This is a genomic window from Photobacterium sp. GSS17, from assembly GCF_028621875.1.
Lineage (GTDB): Bacteria > Pseudomonadota > Gammaproteobacteria > Enterobacterales > Vibrionaceae > Photobacterium > Photobacterium ganghwense.
The window spans coordinates 1,354,986-1,372,802 of sequence record NZ_CP117517.1; the positions used below are offsets into that span (position 1 = coordinate 1,354,986).

Genomic DNA, 17,817 nt, shown 5'->3' on the forward strand with positions numbered 1-17,817 from the left:
CTTTACACTCTGATGTAAACCAGTGTGTGTGACTGGAGGGAAATGGAACCATGCCGTTGACTCCCCAAAAAATTGAATACGGATTTGAAAAGCTGTATCAGCCTTTCCAGTCATTTATCAGCAATCAAATCACTCTCAGCGTGTTGCTGATTTTCTGTGTGATTCTGGCACTGGTTGTGGCCAATTCACCTTATGCTGACCACTACGAAGCCTTCAAAGCCATCCCTATTGGCCTTTCCTGGGGCGAGGCCAAGTTTGAAATGAGCTTGCAGCTTTGGGTCAATGAAGCTTTCATGACCTACTTTTTCTTCCTGCTGGGCTTGGAAGTGAAGCGGGAACTGCTGGTCGGGGAAATCAGAACGCTGCAGCGTTTAGCCCCAATAGCCTTTGCGGCTTTAGGTGGAATTCTTTTTCCCGCATCCATTTATTACGCGCTTAATCTCTCGTCAGGATACGGCCATGGCTGGGGAATCCCGGTTGCCACAGACACTGCGCTGGCGGTCGGGATTCTGGCTTTGTTGGGCAAAGGGATTCCCTCTGCGGCATTCGTGTTTTTAACTGCTTTGGCCATTATTGATGATCTGGGCGCCATTTTGGTCATTGCGCTGTTTTACTCTGACGATATCAGCCTGCCGTACCTGGCCGTTGCAGCGGCGATGACGCTGGTGCTGACCGCGATGAATCTGGCAGGAATCCGGCGTCCAAGCGCTTATCTGCTGGCCGGCATTGTGCTGTGGGTGGCCTTGCATGGTTCCGGGCTGCATTCCACGTTGGCCGGTATTATTGTGGCGGCTGCCGTCCCTGCTCGCGGTAAACGGGATCCCAAATGGCTGGTTGAAAAGGGCAGGAAACTATTATTCCGGTTTGATCGACTGCACCGGCAGAATAAAGAGAGCAATCAGATCCTGGAAGATCAGGAACAGCACGAAGTGGTCGAGTACCTGCAGAAAGCAGCAGAGAAAACCTCTACGCCATTGCGACGTTGGGAAAAGGTGCTGGAAACTCCGGTTGCGTTGTTTATTCTGCCTTTGTTTGCGCTGACCAATGCCGGTGTTGCCATTGATACCGAATCGCTGACCAGTGTGTGGTTGCATCCGCTTGGCGCGGGAGTGATTTTCGGCCTGGTGATAGGAAAAGCTGTCGGCATCCCTTTATTTTGCTGGCTGACGATGCAGTTGAAACTGGGTGTGCTGCCGGACGGATTGTCATTACGCCACGTTGTCGGCATCGGCATGCTGGGGGGCGTCGGGTTCACAATGTCGATATTCATTAGCAGCCTGGGGTTCTCAGAAGATCCTGACGCGTTACTGGTGGCGAAAACAGCGGTGCTGCTCGCCTCTTTTCTGGCGGGCACGCTGGGCTATTTGTGGCTGAAACAACAGCCAGCCACAAACGGCAGCGAATGTTAATACCGGCTTAAGGCTGGTATGTATGATGCTGTCAGCCAGATAAGCGGTCAGAATTTGGATTTGGCAGATTCAAATGAGCGCTTGATGGCATCGAGGGCCTCATCTGCCCCTTTTTTGATGTCTTCCCAGGCGCTGTCACTCGCATGCTGCAACTCGGCAATTTTGGTTCTGGCTTCTTCTTTGCGCTGTTTCATCTGTTCGATGGTTTCAAGCAAGTCACGTTTGGCTTCCCCTGAGGCCTGCTCTGCTTTGGCTTCGAGTCGGGTAATTTCATTGTTCCAGTCAAGCAGTCTGGCATGCAGTTTATCGATGAGTGCTTTGCGATCCATTGTTGGCTCCTTATTCGATAGGTAAGTCGAATTCTTTTCTTAGATGTGTAGCATCTATGTCTCAGAGCACAGGGCAGTCGTGCTGTGGCTACTGTAGTTATGGCGTCATCAGTAAACGTTGAACGCTGTGATAAGTATCGGATAGCCCCCGATTTGTTGCCTCTCGTTTTAGTGCCTGTCATTACGGGCGGCGCACATCGCCCCGAGAATCTGCAACCCAGGTATCAGCGACTTGCCGTTAGCAAACCGGTATTCAGCCCGAATGCAAATCCTGCCCGTGGCTCTGGTGCAAGGCCGACTTCACTTCGCTGAGAGACTGGTCAATGCGCTCTCTGTCGACCGGTTCATTAATGTGCTCGAGGCACCCATTGGCGGCCAGAATGGCATGCTTCTCGATAGCTTGTTTGTCTGTCGAACGAACGGCTTGTCTGGCCAGCATGGCAAGATTTCGCAAAATACACGCGGTGACGGCCACGTTGGCCTGGCTGTGCTGCCGAATCTGGTTTAAAGCGGCATCTGATATGTTTTCAAATGAGATCGGCTTGGAGGTCAGCCTTAATAGCCCGTCATCATTAAAGCGGTGTGAAGACGTAAAGTGGCGGTGGAGCAAAATTCCCAGGGCAATCGTCAGTCGATCGACACAGGCAATCGCGGTGCCGGGGTCATTAATGCCGGGCGACAGTGCCCGCAAGGCAACTTCTTCAAGCTGGCGAATACTGAACACAATATCTTGCTCCGGGGTCGCTTTGTCTCCGATGATGAAATAGCGGTTGAGCTGAGTGTCTATCTCCTCTTCAGGCGGTTTTTGATGCCAGTACGTTGCCAGTTGGGCTTTTTCAATCACAAACTGGCCTGGCTGGCAGTACAACTGAAGGCTGGCATCCTGCTCATCGGCAAAATGAAACAACCCATCTAAATCGATGGCCTGAACATAGCCGCTGGTCAGGGCTGGTATCATCAGACTTTGGCCGGGGTGCTCATTGTCGTGTGGAGCAATAGGGGCCGATGTCTCTTTATCGTAAGTATCCGGATAGAGGCGATCGATGGCTGAGCAGAGTTCATCTGACACGGCTTGTATCAGGGTGTCCGCCTGGATAAAAACAGACACATGGTGGATGTAGCGAATGAGCATCAGCAGGCTGGAAAACGCAAGCATAATGGCCATCGTCAGCGACAGTCGCAAATGGACACCGGTATCCGCCAGTGCCAGCAGCCAGGCCAGTACCAGCAGACAATACAGGAAGGTGGAAGTGAAAATCCCCAGGCCAACCTGTGTCACGGGGTCACGGATAAAGTTACGCAGCAGCCGGGGGCCAAGCTGACTGGAGGCCAGCGACAGTACCACCATGGTCATGGAAAAGACCACACCTGCGACCGTGATCATTGAACTGGCAATGGTGGAAATCAGTACTTCTGCGTTTTCGGCATTAGCGGAGATTAACCAGAAAGGCAGTTGGCGACGAGAAAAATGGAAACTGAGATCAAACCAGATGGTGCCGACAGCCAGCAGCGTGGAAAGCAACATCATAAACGTTGGTACAAACCAGAAACTGGTACGTAAGTATTCCCAAAGGTTACCGAGATAAACCTTCATTCTTCCTCCGCGTCTCGGGCCTGAAAATTTTAGTTTAGGCAACACAATGAAGAAAAGAGGGGAAACCGACAGGTACTGAGATTGTGAGGCCCTATATACAGAGACTGGCTGGATATGTTGGATGCGGCGCAGTCTTAAGAGTGCTTACTCTTGGTCCATTTATTCTTGGGGCATACAGTGGCTGGCAGGAAACTTACGCGTCACGGATAAAAAATAAACCGCAAAGGTGGCTTTTTGACCGTTTGATGATAAGGGAAGAAATTTATTGTTGACCTTGTGGCGTAATCCGTTAAAGTACAACTCGTTCTCACGGGTTGTACCCGAATGATGAGATGAAGCGACACTAGCTCAGTTGGTAGAGCGCAACCTTGCCAAGGTTGAGGTCACGAGTTCGAACCTCGTGTGTCGCTCCAAAAAGGCGCGTTGGCAGAGTGGCTATGCAGCGGATTGCAAATCCGTGGACCTCGGTTCGACTCCGGGACGCGCCTCCATATTGCGACACTAGCTCAGTTGGTAGAGCGCAACCTTGCCAAGGTTGAGGTCACGAGTTCGAACCTCGTGTGTCGCTCCAGATTCGAAGCCCTGACAGTAATGTCAGGGCTTTTTGCATTTGGACTTTCCCTGTTTATTCTCTTTTCCTCGCTTGTCACTTACGGTTTTCAACCATTTTTATTGATACTCAGCCATCACTGCTCAGAGTAAAGGTTTGAGTGAAAAATGAACGTTTATTATTTGGTTGCTCAATAATTCTGGGTTTTCATGATCTTATAGATAAACCGTATAAATTGATGATTTATTTATAACTTTCAAATGATATTTTTATGGTTTTTTTATCTGTTTTATGCTTGTTGCATATGTAATGCATGCTTTGAGGGGGTGTTAAGGTAGTGGTAACCATTGAAATGTTATGCGCGAGTTATTTCGTTCAAATAATGCTTGGCTCGGCATCTTTGATATGTTACTTTTCCGCGCAATCTCAGGGGGACATTTTACTGAGACACACGGCATAAAAATGTATTCGGGCTGATTGCATTTTTTATGCGATTGTAGGTATTGGTCATGCTAGTGGCCAATAGAAGGGCATTAATAGCGCTGACTGCCGGCCAAAGAACCCGCAGCGGCATATTGAGGGAACCCAACTGTGAAATTATTTTATTTATCAATCCTTATCAGCTTTGTCTTACCCAACTGCAGTATTATTACTGAGCCTTGATCTCTCTGATCACAGTCACTGGTTGTTAATATTCTGATGAATGTATTGCCTAGCCTTTGTTTTGCAAAGGATAATTTTTTCTGGCAAGTCAGAAATTTAATTGGTCACGTCGAACGTTTAATCGTTTTCGGCAAATTATAAGTCTATGCATCTAAACACGATGCATTCTGTACCGTACCGTGACAATTTCCTTGCTCTCAGCGCTCTATCATCTCAACGCCCTGTTTATAATGGCTGCGAGGTGAGGGATGAGTCTGAAGAAATGAAATTTCATGTGTATTGGTACTATGTGATGAGATGGAAAACTACATGAGTAATGTGTTTGACCTTAATGAGCTAAAACTTGCTTCAAATGTACCTGTGGTACATGGGGTCTATGATCTGACACCGGATGAGTTGCTGCTCAGTCAGGAGCATTATGAGTCAGAGGTGCGTTCTTACCCTCGACGTTTACCGCTTGCTATCGTCAAGGCTTCAGGCGCTCTGGTCGAAGACAGCCGTGGCCAACTGTTTCTAGATTGCTTGGCTGGTGCCGGTACTCTGGCACTGGGCTATAACCACCCTGAGATCAACCAGGCAATCATTGAACATCTGCAAGCTGGTTTGCCATACCAGACGCTGGATCTAACAACACCAGCGAAAGATAAATTCATCAAGGAAGTCATGAACTTCCTGCCGGATGAGTTTGCCAAAAATGCCCGTATTCAGTTCTGTGGTCCTTCCGGTGCAGACGCAGTGGAAGCTGCGATCAAACTTGCGAAGCAAACAACAGGACGTAACACCATGGCGGCCTTCCACGGCGCGTACCATGGTATGACGAACGGCACAATGGCGATGATGGGTAACCTGAATACGAAGGCCCGTCGTCAGGGATTGATGTCTGATGTTCACTTCCTGCCATTCCCATACAGCCTGCGCTGCCCGTTTGGCATGCACGGTGATGAAGGTGCGAAGCAAACCCTGCGCTACATTGAGCGTATGTTGAACGACGACGAAAGCGGCGTACAGAAACCTGCAGCGATCATCGTTGAGCCTGTACAGGGCGAAGGCGGTGTGATTCCAGCTCCTGCATTCTGGCTGCGTGAACTGCGCCGTATTACTAAAGATCACGGTATCCTGCTGATTTTTGATGAAATCCAGTGTGGTATTGGTAAAACAGGCAGCAACTTCGCCTTTGAAGAATCTGGCATCACGCCTGATATTCTGTGTCTGTCTAAAGCTGTAGGCGGCGGCCTGCCAATGTCTATCCTGGTGTTCGATAAGTCTATCGATACCTGGCGTCCGGGTGAACACACCGGTACGTTCCGTGGTAACCAGCTGGCAATGGCAACGGGTGCGAAAGCACTGGAAATTATCCGTCGTGACAACCTGACCGAGCACGCTCGTCTGGCTGGCCAGTACCTGCGTGAAGGTCTGGAGCGTCTGGCCCGTGAAACTGACTGTATTGCTGAAGTTCGCGGTAAAGGTTTGATGCTGGGTGTTGAAATCTGTAAGCCTGACGGTTCGAAGAACAAATTCGGTGAGCCGGAAGCAGATTCAGCGCTGACTATCGCTATTCAGCGTGCTGCGCTGGAACGTGGTCTGATCATTGAAAAAGGCGGCCGCCAGGGCTCTGTTCTGCGCTTCCTGCCACCACTGATCATCAGCTACGAGCAACTTGATTTTGCTCTGGAAACTCTGCGTCAGGCGATTCTGGCAACAGCGGGTCCGGCAAAAGAGAAGGTTGAAGACAACACTGCGTCGAATGACGACTGGAGCCAGCACTTTATCCACACCGGTAAAGGCGGCGCGGACCGATTTGAAGCGGTTCTGAATCAGACTACGCAAGTTCTGAAGCAAGTGTTTGAAGAGACGTCCACGCCTTACTCTGGTATGGACCCGCAGATCCTGAAAACGCAGATCAACAACGTTGATCTGAGCAATCAGCAGCTGCCTCTGGAGCGCGTAATTGAAGAAACGGGTGATCTGATCGCGAAAAACTCGATCATGGTTCAGCACCCGCATTGCATTGCGCACCTGCATACGCCACCATTGCTGCCTGCTATTGCCGGTGAAGCATTTATCGCGGCGCTTAACCAGTCTATGGACTCCTGGGATCAGGCAAGTTCGGCGACTTTCGTTGAGCAGAAAGTGGTAGACTGGCTGTGCGAAGTGTACGAGCTGGGCACTCAGGCTGACGGTATCTTCACCAGTGGTGGTACGCAGTCAAACCAGATGGGTCTGCTACTGGCGCGTGACTGGGCAGCAGATACGATTTCCGGCCACAACATTCAGAAGCAGGGTCTGCCTGAGTATGCTGGCAAGATGCGTATTCTGTGTTCGAAAAAGTCTCACTTTACGGTACAGAAAACAGCTTCTCTGATGGGGCTGGGTGAAAACGCTGTAGTGACTGTTGATACTAACCCGGACGGTACAATTCAGCTGGCTTCACTGGTGAAAACGATTGAAGCGCTGAAAAATGAAGATCTGCTGCCATTTGCTTTGGTCGGTACGGCAGGTACAACCGATAACGGTGCGATCGACGATCTGGCTGGTCTGGCTGATATCGCGCAGCAACACAACCTGTGGCTGCACGTAGACGGTGCTTACGGCGGTGCGCTGATTCTGAGCCGTCACAAGACACGCCTACACGGTATCGAGAAAGCGGACTCTGTGAGCGTTGACTTCCACAAGCTGTTCTATCAAACAATCAGCTGTGGTGCGGTACTGGTTAAAGACAAAGAAAACTTCAAGTATCTGCTTCATCACGCAGACTACCTGAACCGTGAAGATGACCTGCTGCCAAATCTGGTGGACAAGTCTATTGCGACAACCAAACGTTTTGACGCCCTGAAAGTATGGATGACCATGCAAAGCGTTGGACCGAAGGCTCTGGGCGCAATGTATGATCACCTGCTGAACCAGACTCAATTGGTTGCGGACATGGTGAATCAGTCTTCTGAATTTGAACTACTGGCTGATCCTGCTCTGTCCACTGTGTTGTTCCGCTATGTCGGCAACCACACTGACGCCGCAGTACTGGACAGCCTGAACAAACAGCTTCGTATGGATGCGCTGGTACAAGGTAAAGCAGTACTGGGTGAAACCATGGTTAACGGTAACGTGGCCCTGAAGTTCACCATTCTGAACCCTTGTCTGACGCTGTCGCATTTTGAAGCGTTACTTAAAGAGATTAGCCAGGTAGCAGCTCAGGTTGAGCTGACTGCAAGCTAACAACTCGTAGGGCACAGTCGGTCGTCGGGCTGGCTGTGCCTGGACACTTACTCATTAAATGATGGAATAAAGACGAAATGGCAATTCTACAGATTGGTGCTGGTGGTGTTGGTTGGGTAGTCGCACATAAAGCGGCTCAGAATAACGATGTGCTGGGTGATATCACCATCGCATCGCGCACCGTTGATAAATGTGACAAGATTATCGAGTCAATCAACGGTAAAAATAATCTGAAAGACCCTTCCAAGAAACTGGAATCCCGTGCAGTGAACGCTGATGACGTTGAAGCACTGGTAGCCCTAATCAAAGAAGTGCAGCCTGATCTGGTGATCAACGCTGGACCACCATGGGTAAATATGCCAATCATGGAAGCCTGCTATCAGGCGAAAGTGTCTTACCTCGACACATCAGTTGCGGTTGACCTGTGTTCTGAAGGTCAGCAAGTACCACAAGCCTACGACTGGCAGTGGGGCTACCGCGAGAAATTCAAAGAAGCTGGCATTACCGGTATCCTGGGTGCGGGCTTCGATCCGGGCGTAGTAAGCGTATTTGCTGCTTACGCTGTTAAGCACCTGTTCGATGAAATCGACACCATCGACGTGATGGACGTGAACGCCGGTGACCATGGTAAGAAGTTTGCGACAAACTTCGATCCTGAAACTAACATGCTGGAAATCCAGGGTGATTCTTTCTACTGGGAAGAAGGTGAATGGAAACAAGTACCATGTCACTCTCGGATGCTTGAGTTCGACTTCCCGCTGGTAGGTAAACACAAAGTTTACTCTATGGCGCACGACGAAGTTCGCTCTATGAAAGAGTTCATTCCTGCCAAACGTATTGAGTTCTGGATGGGCTTCGGCGATCGTTACCTGAACTACTTCAACTGCATGCGCGACATCGGTCTGCTGAGCCCTGAGCCGCTGACCCTGCATGACGGCACTGTTGTGCAACCGTTGCATGTCCTGAAAGCAATGCTGCCTGACCCAACGTCTCTGGCGCCGGGTTACACAGGTAAAACCTGTATCGGTACCTGGGTACAAGGTAAGAAAAGCGGTGAACCACGCAGCGTGTTTATCTACAACAATGCCGACCACGAAGTGGCGTACAAAGATGTAGAACACCAGGCGATTGCGTACACTACAGGTGTTCCTGCTATTACTGCGGCGTTGCAATACTTCCGTGGCGAATGGGCGGATGCCGGCGTGTTCAACATGGAACAGCTGAATCCGGATCCATTCCTGGAAACTATGCCACAACTTGGCCTGGACTGGGGTGTGGTTGAAATGGAACCACGTCAGCCAGACATTCAGATCCTGAAGTAACAGGCAATTGATTGACATTATCCGTCAGTAATGAAATTGAGCCGGTGCATCGCGCCGGCTTTATTTAGTTTAAGTGATTGAGAAATGAATAAAGACCAATTAAAAACACCTTACTTCATGATCGATGAAGCAAAGTTGATCCGTAATCTGGAAATCGCGAAGCAGCTGAAAGAAATTTCTGGGGTGAAGCTGGTGCTTGCCCTTAAGTGTTTCTCGACCTGGGGCGTGTTTGACATTATCAAGCCGTACCTTGACGGCACAACCAGCTCAGGTCCGTTCGAAGTGAAACTGGGCTACGAGAAGTTTGGCGGCGAGACGCATGCATACAGCGTGGGTTACAGCGAAGATGACGTGCGTGAAGTGGCTGACATCTGCGACAAGATGATCTTCAACTCACAGAGCCAGCTGGCAGCTTACCGTCACCTGGTGGAAGGCAAAGCCTCACTGGGTCTGCGTCTGAACCCAGGCGTCAGCTATGCGGGGCAGGATCTGGCTAACCCGGCACGTAAGTTCTCTCGCCTAGGGGTACAAGTCGATCACCTCAATCCGGAAGTGTTCGATAGCATCAACGGCGTGATGTTCCACATGAACTGTGAGAACAAAGATGTGGACGCTTTCATTAACTTACTGGATGCGATCTCAGAGCAGTTCGGTGAGTACCTGAACAAGCTGGACTGGGTTAGCATGGGTGGCGGTGTGTTCTTCACATGGCCTGGCTACGATGTTGAGAAACTGGGTCTGGCGCTGAAAGCCTTCTCAGAAAAACACGGCGTGCAGATGTACCTAGAGCCGGGTGAAGCGATCATCACAAAGACCACTGATCTGGTCGTGACTGTGGTTGATGTCGTGGAAAACGTCATGAAAACAGCGATTGTTGATTCTGCGACAGAAGCACACCGTCTGGATACACTGATTTACAATGAACCAGCGTCGGTACTGGAAGCCTCTGAAAACGGTGAGCATCAGTACGTGATTGGCTCTTGCTCGTGCCTGGCGGGTGACCAGTTCTGTGTGGCGAACTTTGATAAGCCGCTGGAAATTGGCCAGAAGCTGCACATTATGGACAGTGCCGGTTACACCATGGTGAAACTGAACTGGTTCAACGGTTTGAAAATGCCATCAGTGTACTGTGAGCGCACTAACGGTGACATTGAGAAGCTGAACGAGTTTGGCTACGACGATTTCAAACGTTCACTGTCACAGTGGTCGGTATCCTGATTATTCAGACATTCTCAGTTTGAGTACCAGTCATAGGGAGCTAATCAGCTCCCTTTCTTTTTGGTTGTTTCCCTTCCGATTTTACCTGTGTCGCACTTTTGGCAAGGCTTCAGGTCACCGCCAGCAAATTTGAACATTGCAGTGTTTTGCTTGTTGCGAATTTATAAAGTCTTCATTAAGTTGATTTTATAGTCAATCCAGTGAATATGAGGACGGATATGGATATTGCCATCATTATTGTCGGGATCATTTTTGGTGCGGAAGTTGTACGACGCCTGCTCAGCCACCGCAAAGAGATGCGTGAGCTGGAATTGCAGCATCTCAACCATACCCAATTAGAGCAAGATAACGATCAGTTACGCCAGTCAGTCAGCGCCCTGACTGCCCGGGTCGAAGTGCTGGAGAAAATCGTGACGGATAAAAGTTACCGACTGAACGAGGAAATTGAGTCACTGAAATAAATTCAGGGTGGTGAACGGTGATGTAAGCGGTGAGAGGATTCGCGACATTGCACAATGCCGGGCTAAAACAGCAGGCCTGTACTGGTGGTCTACTGACCAATAAAGGGCTGCTTTTTGATTGGATATGTCGGAAAGTAGTCAGTCGGTAAGAATCTTTGGATTTCTGGTTGACTCACTTTCTAAAATCAGTAAATTAGCCACCCGTACCGCAGCGGTCACTTCTGAAAAGAGTCGTGTACCAAAGCAACAGGGTATGGCGCGTTGGCAGAGTGGCTATGCAGCGGATTGCAAATCCGTGTACCTCGGTTCGACTCCGGGACGCGCCTCCATCTTCTCTCGGATACTGAAAGATCCGGCAGCAGAGCAGGTGAGGCCAGAGTACTGGCAAACAATATTGATGGCGCGTTGGCAGAGTGGCTATGCAGCGGATTGCAAATCCGTGTACCTCGGTTCGACTCCGGGACGCGCCTCCATCTTCTCTCGGATACTGAAAGATCCGGCAGCAGAGCAAGTGGAGCCAGAGTACTGGCAAACAACATTGATGGCGCGTTGGCAGAGTGGCTATGCAGCGGATTGCAAATCCGTGTACCTCGGTTCGACTCCGGGACGCGCCTCCATCTTTTAAAAGCCTGACTGGTTAGTCAGGCTTTTTTCGTTTAGCGTCTTCAGCCCGCCAGATCGACAAAATTACTGACCCCAAACAAGCAGATGACCAGTCCGCCTAAGACTTGCAGGTAGAAGGGGAAGGTAATGACCTCATCATCGTCCATCAGTGTTGACCTTGATACCGCCCCGGATATCGCCAGGATACACTGGATAATCAAACTCCCCACAAAAACCGCCCCCGCCAGTTGCATCGCGAACAACAAGTTGAGTTGATCGATTGAGTGACCAATAAAGGCAGACAGCGCAATCAGTGCGACCGGATTGGCCAGCGTCAGAAAGAACGTTGAGCGAAATCCCAGCTTTTTCCCCGGGTGATGAACGTTAGCCAGTAGCCGAGTATTTTTCAGCGCGGAGTACATCATGTAGAAGCCCATGAAAATCAGAACCCAGGAAGACAGCAGGATAATCTGGTAATGGTAGGCATCGAGCTGGCTGATCAGCAGTGTCCCGGTGATGAAGCTGATCAGGGCGTAACAATAATCCGCCAGCGCTGCACCGATAGCGCTTCGCATTGCGGTGACATAACCATGGTGTATACCGTTTCCCAGCACCAGAATAGCAATCGGACCGACCGTTAGTGACAGGATCAATCCAAATAACACGGCTTTCATGACTTCCATCATTTTATCCCCCATACGACTCAGGAACACCGCACTACTTTTTATGGTTTTATTTAAAGCATAGTCATGATCACTCGTGGTGCACCAGTAGAAAAATTCGTCTTATTAGTTGTTTACAGGAAGTAAGACACGCACTAAGGCAGGGCAGGTAAACAGGTGGGCGTTTGAGCGCCCTGTGCGTGAGGTCAAAGCGGGGTGAACATTGAGGAAGCAGGCAGTGCAACCAGGCTGCATCTTGTTGCTAGAAGTATTGCACTGCCTACAGTACCAAACCGACAATACCAAATCGACAACACCAAACCGACAGCAATTGATGTCGTTAAATTCGGACGGGAAGTTCGTGCCGCGTGTGTAGTTTTACGATTGCTTGCGATTGTCGGATTTTAACGGCTGATCGCCAATAGTGGTTTTACCCGGGCAGATGCGTTTGACCGGACACTGACGGCAACTGAGCAGCGCTGCGTAGGGGCACAACGCCAGTACTTTCTTTCTGGTTTTGGTCTTGGGAGCCATTGAATACCTCCTTATTGGGCAGGGCGACCGGTTGGTTTTGCCGATGAACAATGCCCTGCGTTAGCATTGATATTGCGAAAGTTATTCTTGTCATCACTGCTGCTATTTGTACGGCCCCCCTTTCGAGGGGCTTGCTGAGTGTCTAGCTTTGTTTCTGTAACTCGGCGACCAGTAATCGGCGCGTTATCCGCTCTTCCAACGAGGAAGGAGCTTCCAGTTTCATACGTTTGATCAGTTGCTCGGTGTCATGATCGGGTTTCTGGGTATGCAGCGAGCCAAGTATTGCGAGCAATTTTCCGGTGCGAGTTGATGTTTTGGACTTGAGGGCTTTCAGCGCTTTACCCAGCTTCAGCTCCTGTGCCGTAAAACTGCAGCCAAACGGGAAGGGGGCAAAGAGTCCTTGAGCCTGATACTTACGGTAGAAGGCATTGATCATATCGGGCGTATTGTTGGCGTATTCCGGCGGCAACTGGTAGTCGGGGGCGATTTTACCGGCCGCTTTTGCCTGCGCCAGTAGCTGTTGCTGAAACCGGGAGTCGGCAATTTTGATGAGCTCGCTGTACACCACTTCATCCGGTTTACCACGAAGATCGGCGATGCCGTATTCCGTGATCACAATGTCGCGCAGCTGGCGGGGAATCGTGTTGTGGCCATAGTTAAACAGAATGTTGGAGGTCAGTTTGCCTTTGCGGTAGGTACAGCTGCGGATCTTGATGACAGAGCGCGCATCGCGTAGCTGGTGAGACTGGGCAACAAAGTTATACTGACCACCCACGCCACTGACAACCTGGCCGTTTTCCAGTGCGTCAGAGACAACAGAGCCATCCAGCGTCACCATCATGCCGGAGTTGATGAAGCGGGCGTGTTTGCGCTGAGCCTGTTTCAGCTGCTGATTGCCGAGCATGTGGTCGTACAAATCGTTGACGTAGTTTACGCTGGTCATGCAGAACTGCTGATGTTCATCATCGCTGAACTGATTCAGGTCATCGTAGAAGGCTCTCGGACCGATGAAAAAGGCCCCGTGCATTACCACACCGCCTTTTAGCGATGGACCGAGTGCATGGGTTTCAATCCAGTGTTGAATGTCCGGTTGGCTAATGTCGGTGCCTGCTGTCGCATTAGGCGTGACTAACTTTCCGTGTACCAGACTGACTTCCGGCCGGAAAACCCCGTATCGTTTCAGGTAACTGATATCCGCCTGAGTCAGTGTACTGTTGATTGCGTCGTATTCCAGCAGGGTGTTGAGAGTAGCCAGAGTCACGGTTTTACTTATCTTTTTCTGATTCAGTAAGTGCTGAATGGTGAGGTCTTCAAACACTTCCCGCTTCAGAACGCCTGCCTTGTACAAATGGACAAAACCATCAACCATCAGCTCGCTGCAGCCATACAATCCTTCTTCAAAGGCCCCGTGTTCGCCGATATCGCGGCTGATGGGGAATTTATTAAAGACATTCAAATCGGACAGTACTTTGTTGTACACCCGGTTATTTTCATGGCGAAGCAAGGTGCTGTAGGTCAGGGCGCTGCTGAGTGACCCGATCCCGACTTGCAGTGTCCCCCCGTCCTTGAGCAGGGTACTGGCATACAGGCCGATCAGATGATCTTCCGGCGAAATGCTGGCGGCGGGCGCGGCAAAAAGGGCATAATCCTGATGGTCAGGCTGTGTATTCAGATCCAGGATAAAATCAAACTCGCTGTCGGCCACCTCAGCATGGTTGCGCATAAACGGCATGTTGGTATTCACTTCCCCGACAACAGCCACGCGATGTCCGGTTGCTTTGAGTTTGTCCATTTCAGGAATCAGATCCAACGCCAGATCCGAATTACTGCCCAGGCTGTAGGTCGTGACTTGCTCGTGGTCTTGGCCGCAAGTCCGTTTGCCAACAATCTGTGCAATCACATTTACCCCTTTGTCGAGCAAATCCCTGACGGCGTGGGTATAGTTGGTGCTGGTGTAATTGCGTTGTTGGGGGGAATTCAGAAAGCTGCCTGCTTTGAAGAAAAACTCACTGATCACTATATTATCAGGGACGCAGCCGCGACGAAGATCCAACATGTAATCGAGATCCGGAACATTGGCGAATTCTCGTGCGACGAACGGTTCAAGAAAGTGTTTTTCCAGTGCACTTTTACCAACGGGTTTCTCCAGGCTGATCCCGGTTTCGATCCTGAGCGAGAGGCTGGGATCATGTTTGGCGCGCTGATAGAGCGCATTCACAAAGGCTACAGGCTTACCCACGGCAAGGGGGATCCCCAGAACGATCTTGTTCCCTACGCATGCAATGATTTCATCAACCAGAGTGTCAGCCTGATCGATCACCCGGGCATGCGGTTTCGGATGAACGACCGAGGCAACAAGGGCGGGGGTGGGCTGTTCCGCATCGAAGAGTTGTATCACAGACATGGCGCATTCCTTGTTCACGTTGTAATTCGCATGGGTTGTGAGTCGCAGAGGTAGTTAGCCGTGAAAATGTTAGCGACTGATGTGCTAGATACGTATATAGCAGTCACTATGGCCACCAAGATTGCGTTGCTCAATTCACCCTGTGCTTATGGTTGTTATGTGATCAATTGTTGCGGCAGGACTTAGAGCTTTCATTCTATTTTTGGGAAAATATGCGCAGGATACACAGTTTGTGATGGATTGGTGAAGTGAGTCACAGCAAATGCCTTCCCCCCACAGCGCATCATGTTTAGCGATGGCATGACGGGAAAGGGCTCGCAGTTTCATTGTGCCCTGAGGTCTGTTGCTGGCGGTGAGTTTATGAGTCTGGAAGCCCGCTTTGTTATGTGAGGCGGCTAGCAGATACCACGTCGAATTAGAAAGATTGATCTAATAATTGTTGCTACTTTGGAAGCATCAAAAGGTATTTCTGGCTCTGATTGTACCCACTGTGTCAGAGGAGGAGAAAAGATGAGTCCAATGCAGCTATTTTCAACTATCAAAGCAGTAACCAATATTAAAGCAGTATCTAATGTCAGGGTGGCAGGTCAGGCCGGGGAGGATCTTACTCGTAAACTGGTGTACGCCGGTTTGGGTGTGTGCCGGGTCGGTCTAGAGCAGGTGAATGGCGTTCAGTCACGGGTCAACCAGCAATTCAGTGCGATGGTTGCTCAAGGCGAGTCGGTTGAATCTGAACTGCGTGATCGGGTACAGGATACACGTCAGGCGGTGCGCAATCAGGCTGAGGCACAGTTTAACCAGGTACTGAACCGTACCTGCGGCATTGACCGTCGTCGACTGACCGAATTTGAAGACAAAGTAGATCGTTTGCAGGCGGCAGTGGAAAAGCTGGCAGACAAACGCGGACAGTAAGGCACGCCGATGTTGTATGTCGTGAGGGATTATCGTGTCGGAACTCAGTAATACTCCCTCAGGCATATCAGGAAACGTATCGGTGGCAGGCAAGGTTAAACCGTCTGCTGAAAATCACCCAGGCTGCGGTGTCTGTTGAGTCTGACAAAAGGAATCTGTTTCTCAGCGGGCCATATCGCCAACTTGCAACATAAGGACTGGTTTATGCCAAGTTTGTCTCTTCTGGATTTAAGTTTCATTGTTTTCGAGACGGCCAATACGCCGATGCATGTGACCGGGCTGGTCATTCTGGAGCCGCCGGAAGGGCAGGCGACCACGTATGCGCAGGAGCTCTATTCGCATTTTCTGCAACACCCGGAGACAGTACCGCCATTTAACTGGAAGCTGACCTGGTCGCTGACCGGTCGGCCGAGCTGGACGACGGTCAGCGAAGTGAATCTTGAAGACCATTTACGTATTACGATGTTGCCCTCGCCCGGTAACGATCAACAGCTGCAACAGCTGGTGGGGCGATTACATAGCCAGGTGCTGGACCGGAGTCGCCCGATGTGGGAAGTCTGGGTCGTCGGGGGACTTGAGCATAACCGCGTGGCACTGATCATGAAAATTCACCATTCCATGGCAGATGGTATTCGTGCCAGTACCCTGTTTACCCAAAGTTGTGCGACAACGCGGGAAGACTCCTTTACGCAGCCTCTCTGGCAGTGTGATTTGAGGAAAACAGCCAGTCAGCGCCGGGAAGAGACTCACTTAACCGATATGGTTGTGAAAACGGCAATGGCCGCCACAAAGCAAATTTCCTTGTTACCCTCCATGTTTCGGTTAGGCAGCAAGCTGGCATTGAAAGCGGTGAACATGGCTGAATGTGACTTGAAGCTTCCGTTTACGGCTCCTAAAACACCGTTTAATTTGAGTCCGAAACGAACCCGTTCGGTCAGCATCGGGCATTTTTCGATAGCCGAATTAAAACATATCAGCCGAATCACTGGCGCGTCGGTTAACGATATCTTGTTCACCGTCAGCGATATTGCCCTTAACCGTTACCTCAACGACAGGGCTATTCCCCTGAACAAGCCGCTGGTGGCCATGATGCCCATGAACCTGCGGGCGCAGGGCGATACCAGTGATAAAGGCAACAAAATCTCCATTGGCCATGTTGAGTTGGGCAGGCCGGATTTATCGCCGTTGGAACGGCTGGAAGCGATTCAGCACGCCACTGTTGATCTCAAGCGGGAAGCGCTGAACATCTCACCGGATGCGTACGTGAACTACTCGCTGCTGGTTAATGGGGTTTCTCTGTTCAGTGGTAAATTTGGCCTGAACAGTTTTATTCCGCCTGCCAGTAATTTGTTGATATCCAATGTGCCCGGTACGGATGACACCCTGTACTTTATGGGTGCTGAAGTGAAAGAGCAGTATCCGGTATCGCTGTTGATGCCGGGACAAACCCTGAATATCACGTTTTTCAGTAACGCCGGGATGATGTATTTCTCGCTAGTGGCCTGTAAGCAGTCGTTGCCCGGTTTTGAAGTCATAGCGGACTACATGTGCGAGGCATTTGCCGACATTGAGCAGGATGTGATGCAAATGGCAATCGAGGCAGTGGCCGAGCAGCTTCAGGGGCACGATGAGGATGTGTTGGCTGTTGAAACTGCGGTTGAAGCCGCTCAGCGAGGTCTGGATCCGGATGATGAAGATTTCAAAGCGCTGTATCTTGAAAAGCAACGTAAGGTAGAGGCACTGGAAGCGCAACTGGCCCAGCTTACCGACATGCTGAATAAAACTATCGACATTGATCCATCGCTTCCTGCTCAGAATCAGGATGAAATTTCGTCACGAAAACGCTCATAACTAACTGATTCAATTTGTAATACTTAATACGTTATGCCCCCATACCCAGCAAAGGCTCATTCATCAGCTGTATGAATGAGCCTTTTTTTATT

Annotated in this window: 12 protein-coding genes and 6 tRNA genes; 13 read left to right on the forward strand and 5 right to left on the reverse strand. The window is 50.3% G+C overall.

Annotated elements, in window-relative coordinates:
- Positions 1 to 50 precede the first annotated feature (50 nt).
- A complete protein-coding gene (gene nhaA, locus PGW97_RS06015; RefSeq protein WP_273859253.1) occupies positions 51 to 1,409 on the forward strand; it encodes a Na+/H+ antiporter NhaA in 1,359 nt (452 codons plus the stop codon).
- A gap of 47 nt (positions 1,410 to 1,456) precedes the next feature.
- Here nhaA and PGW97_RS06020 read toward each other — a convergent pair whose 3' ends face one another.
- Positions 1,457 to 1,738, reverse strand: a complete 282-nt coding sequence (locus PGW97_RS06020; RefSeq protein ID WP_047884207.1) for a hypothetical protein — start codon at positions 1,736 to 1,738, stop codon at positions 1,457 to 1,459.
- A 253-nt stretch (positions 1,739 to 1,991) separates the two neighbouring features.
- On the reverse strand, positions 1,992 to 3,332 hold the full coding sequence (locus PGW97_RS06025) for a DUF2254 domain-containing protein (protein WP_273859255.1): 1,341 nt from the start codon (positions 3,330 to 3,332) through the stop codon (positions 1,992 to 1,994).
- Positions 3,333 to 3,669: 337 nt separating this feature from the next.
- Between PGW97_RS06025 and PGW97_RS06030 the strand changes: the two genes are divergently transcribed.
- From PGW97_RS06030 to PGW97_RS06075, 10 genes are all read left to right on the forward strand, one after another.
- A tRNA-Gly gene (locus tag PGW97_RS06030) sits at positions 3,670 to 3,745 on the forward strand.
- A 4-nt stretch (positions 3,746 to 3,749) separates the two neighbouring features.
- Positions 3,750 to 3,823 (forward strand) — tRNA-Cys (locus tag PGW97_RS06035).
- 4 nt (positions 3,824 to 3,827) lie between these two features.
- Positions 3,828 to 3,903, forward strand: a tRNA-Gly gene (locus PGW97_RS06040).
- 951 nt (positions 3,904 to 4,854) lie between these two features.
- Entirely contained in the window at positions 4,855 to 7,758 is a 2,904-nt protein-coding gene (locus PGW97_RS06045; protein ID WP_273859257.1) for a pyridoxal phosphate-dependent class III aminotransferase, read from the forward strand.
- Between the two features lie 77 nt (positions 7,759 to 7,835).
- On the forward strand, positions 7,836 to 9,080 hold the full coding sequence (locus PGW97_RS06050) for a carboxynorspermidine synthase (protein WP_047885698.1): 1,245 nt from the start codon (positions 7,836 to 7,838) through the stop codon (positions 9,078 to 9,080).
- 84 nt (positions 9,081 to 9,164) lie between these two features.
- Positions 9,165 to 10,298 (forward strand): carboxynorspermidine decarboxylase, encoded by a 1,134-nt coding sequence (gene nspC, locus PGW97_RS06055; protein ID WP_217394290.1) that lies wholly within the window; start codon positions 9,165 to 9,167, stop codon positions 10,296 to 10,298.
- A 218-nt stretch (positions 10,299 to 10,516) separates the two neighbouring features.
- Positions 10,517 to 10,759, forward strand: coding sequence for a hypothetical protein (locus PGW97_RS06060; protein ID WP_053061853.1), 243 nt, complete (start codon positions 10,517 to 10,519; stop codon positions 10,757 to 10,759).
- Positions 10,760 to 11,014: 255 nt separating this feature from the next.
- Positions 11,015 to 11,088 (forward strand) — tRNA-Cys (locus tag PGW97_RS06065).
- A gap of 70 nt (positions 11,089 to 11,158) precedes the next feature.
- Positions 11,159 to 11,232: transfer RNA gene (locus PGW97_RS06070), tRNA-Cys, on the forward strand.
- A 70-nt stretch (positions 11,233 to 11,302) separates the two neighbouring features.
- A tRNA-Cys gene (locus PGW97_RS06075) sits at positions 11,303 to 11,376 on the forward strand.
- Positions 11,377 to 11,424: 48 nt separating this feature from the next.
- Here PGW97_RS06075 and PGW97_RS06080 read toward each other — a convergent pair.
- From PGW97_RS06080 to PGW97_RS06090, 3 genes are all read right to left on the reverse strand, one after another.
- Entirely contained in the window at positions 11,425 to 12,048 is a 624-nt protein-coding gene (locus PGW97_RS06080) for a LysE family translocator (protein ID WP_273859261.1), read from the reverse strand.
- A gap of 354 nt (positions 12,049 to 12,402) precedes the next feature.
- Positions 12,403 to 12,558 (reverse strand): hypothetical protein, encoded by a 156-nt coding sequence (locus PGW97_RS06085; protein WP_273859263.1) that lies wholly within the window; start codon positions 12,556 to 12,558, stop codon positions 12,403 to 12,405.
- 142 nt (positions 12,559 to 12,700) lie between these two features.
- Positions 12,701 to 14,962, reverse strand: a complete 2,262-nt coding sequence (locus PGW97_RS06090) for an acetyl-CoA hydrolase/transferase C-terminal domain-containing protein (RefSeq protein WP_273859264.1) — start codon at positions 14,960 to 14,962, stop codon at positions 12,701 to 12,703.
- A gap of 510 nt (positions 14,963 to 15,472) precedes the next feature.
- Between PGW97_RS06090 and PGW97_RS06095 the strand changes: the two genes are divergently transcribed.
- The gene (locus PGW97_RS06095; RefSeq protein WP_053061852.1) at positions 15,473 to 15,874 is read left to right on the forward strand and encodes a phasin-related domain-containing protein; all 402 of its coding nucleotides are present in this window, start codon (positions 15,473 to 15,475) and stop codon (positions 15,872 to 15,874) included.
- A gap of 204 nt (positions 15,875 to 16,078) precedes the next feature.
- Positions 16,079 to 17,725: a wax ester/triacylglycerol synthase family O-acyltransferase gene (locus PGW97_RS06100; RefSeq protein ID WP_047885694.1), complete on the forward strand. Its 1,647-nt coding sequence runs from the start codon at positions 16,079 to 16,081 to the stop codon at positions 17,723 to 17,725.
- The last annotated feature ends 92 nt before the right edge of the window (positions 17,726 to 17,817 follow it).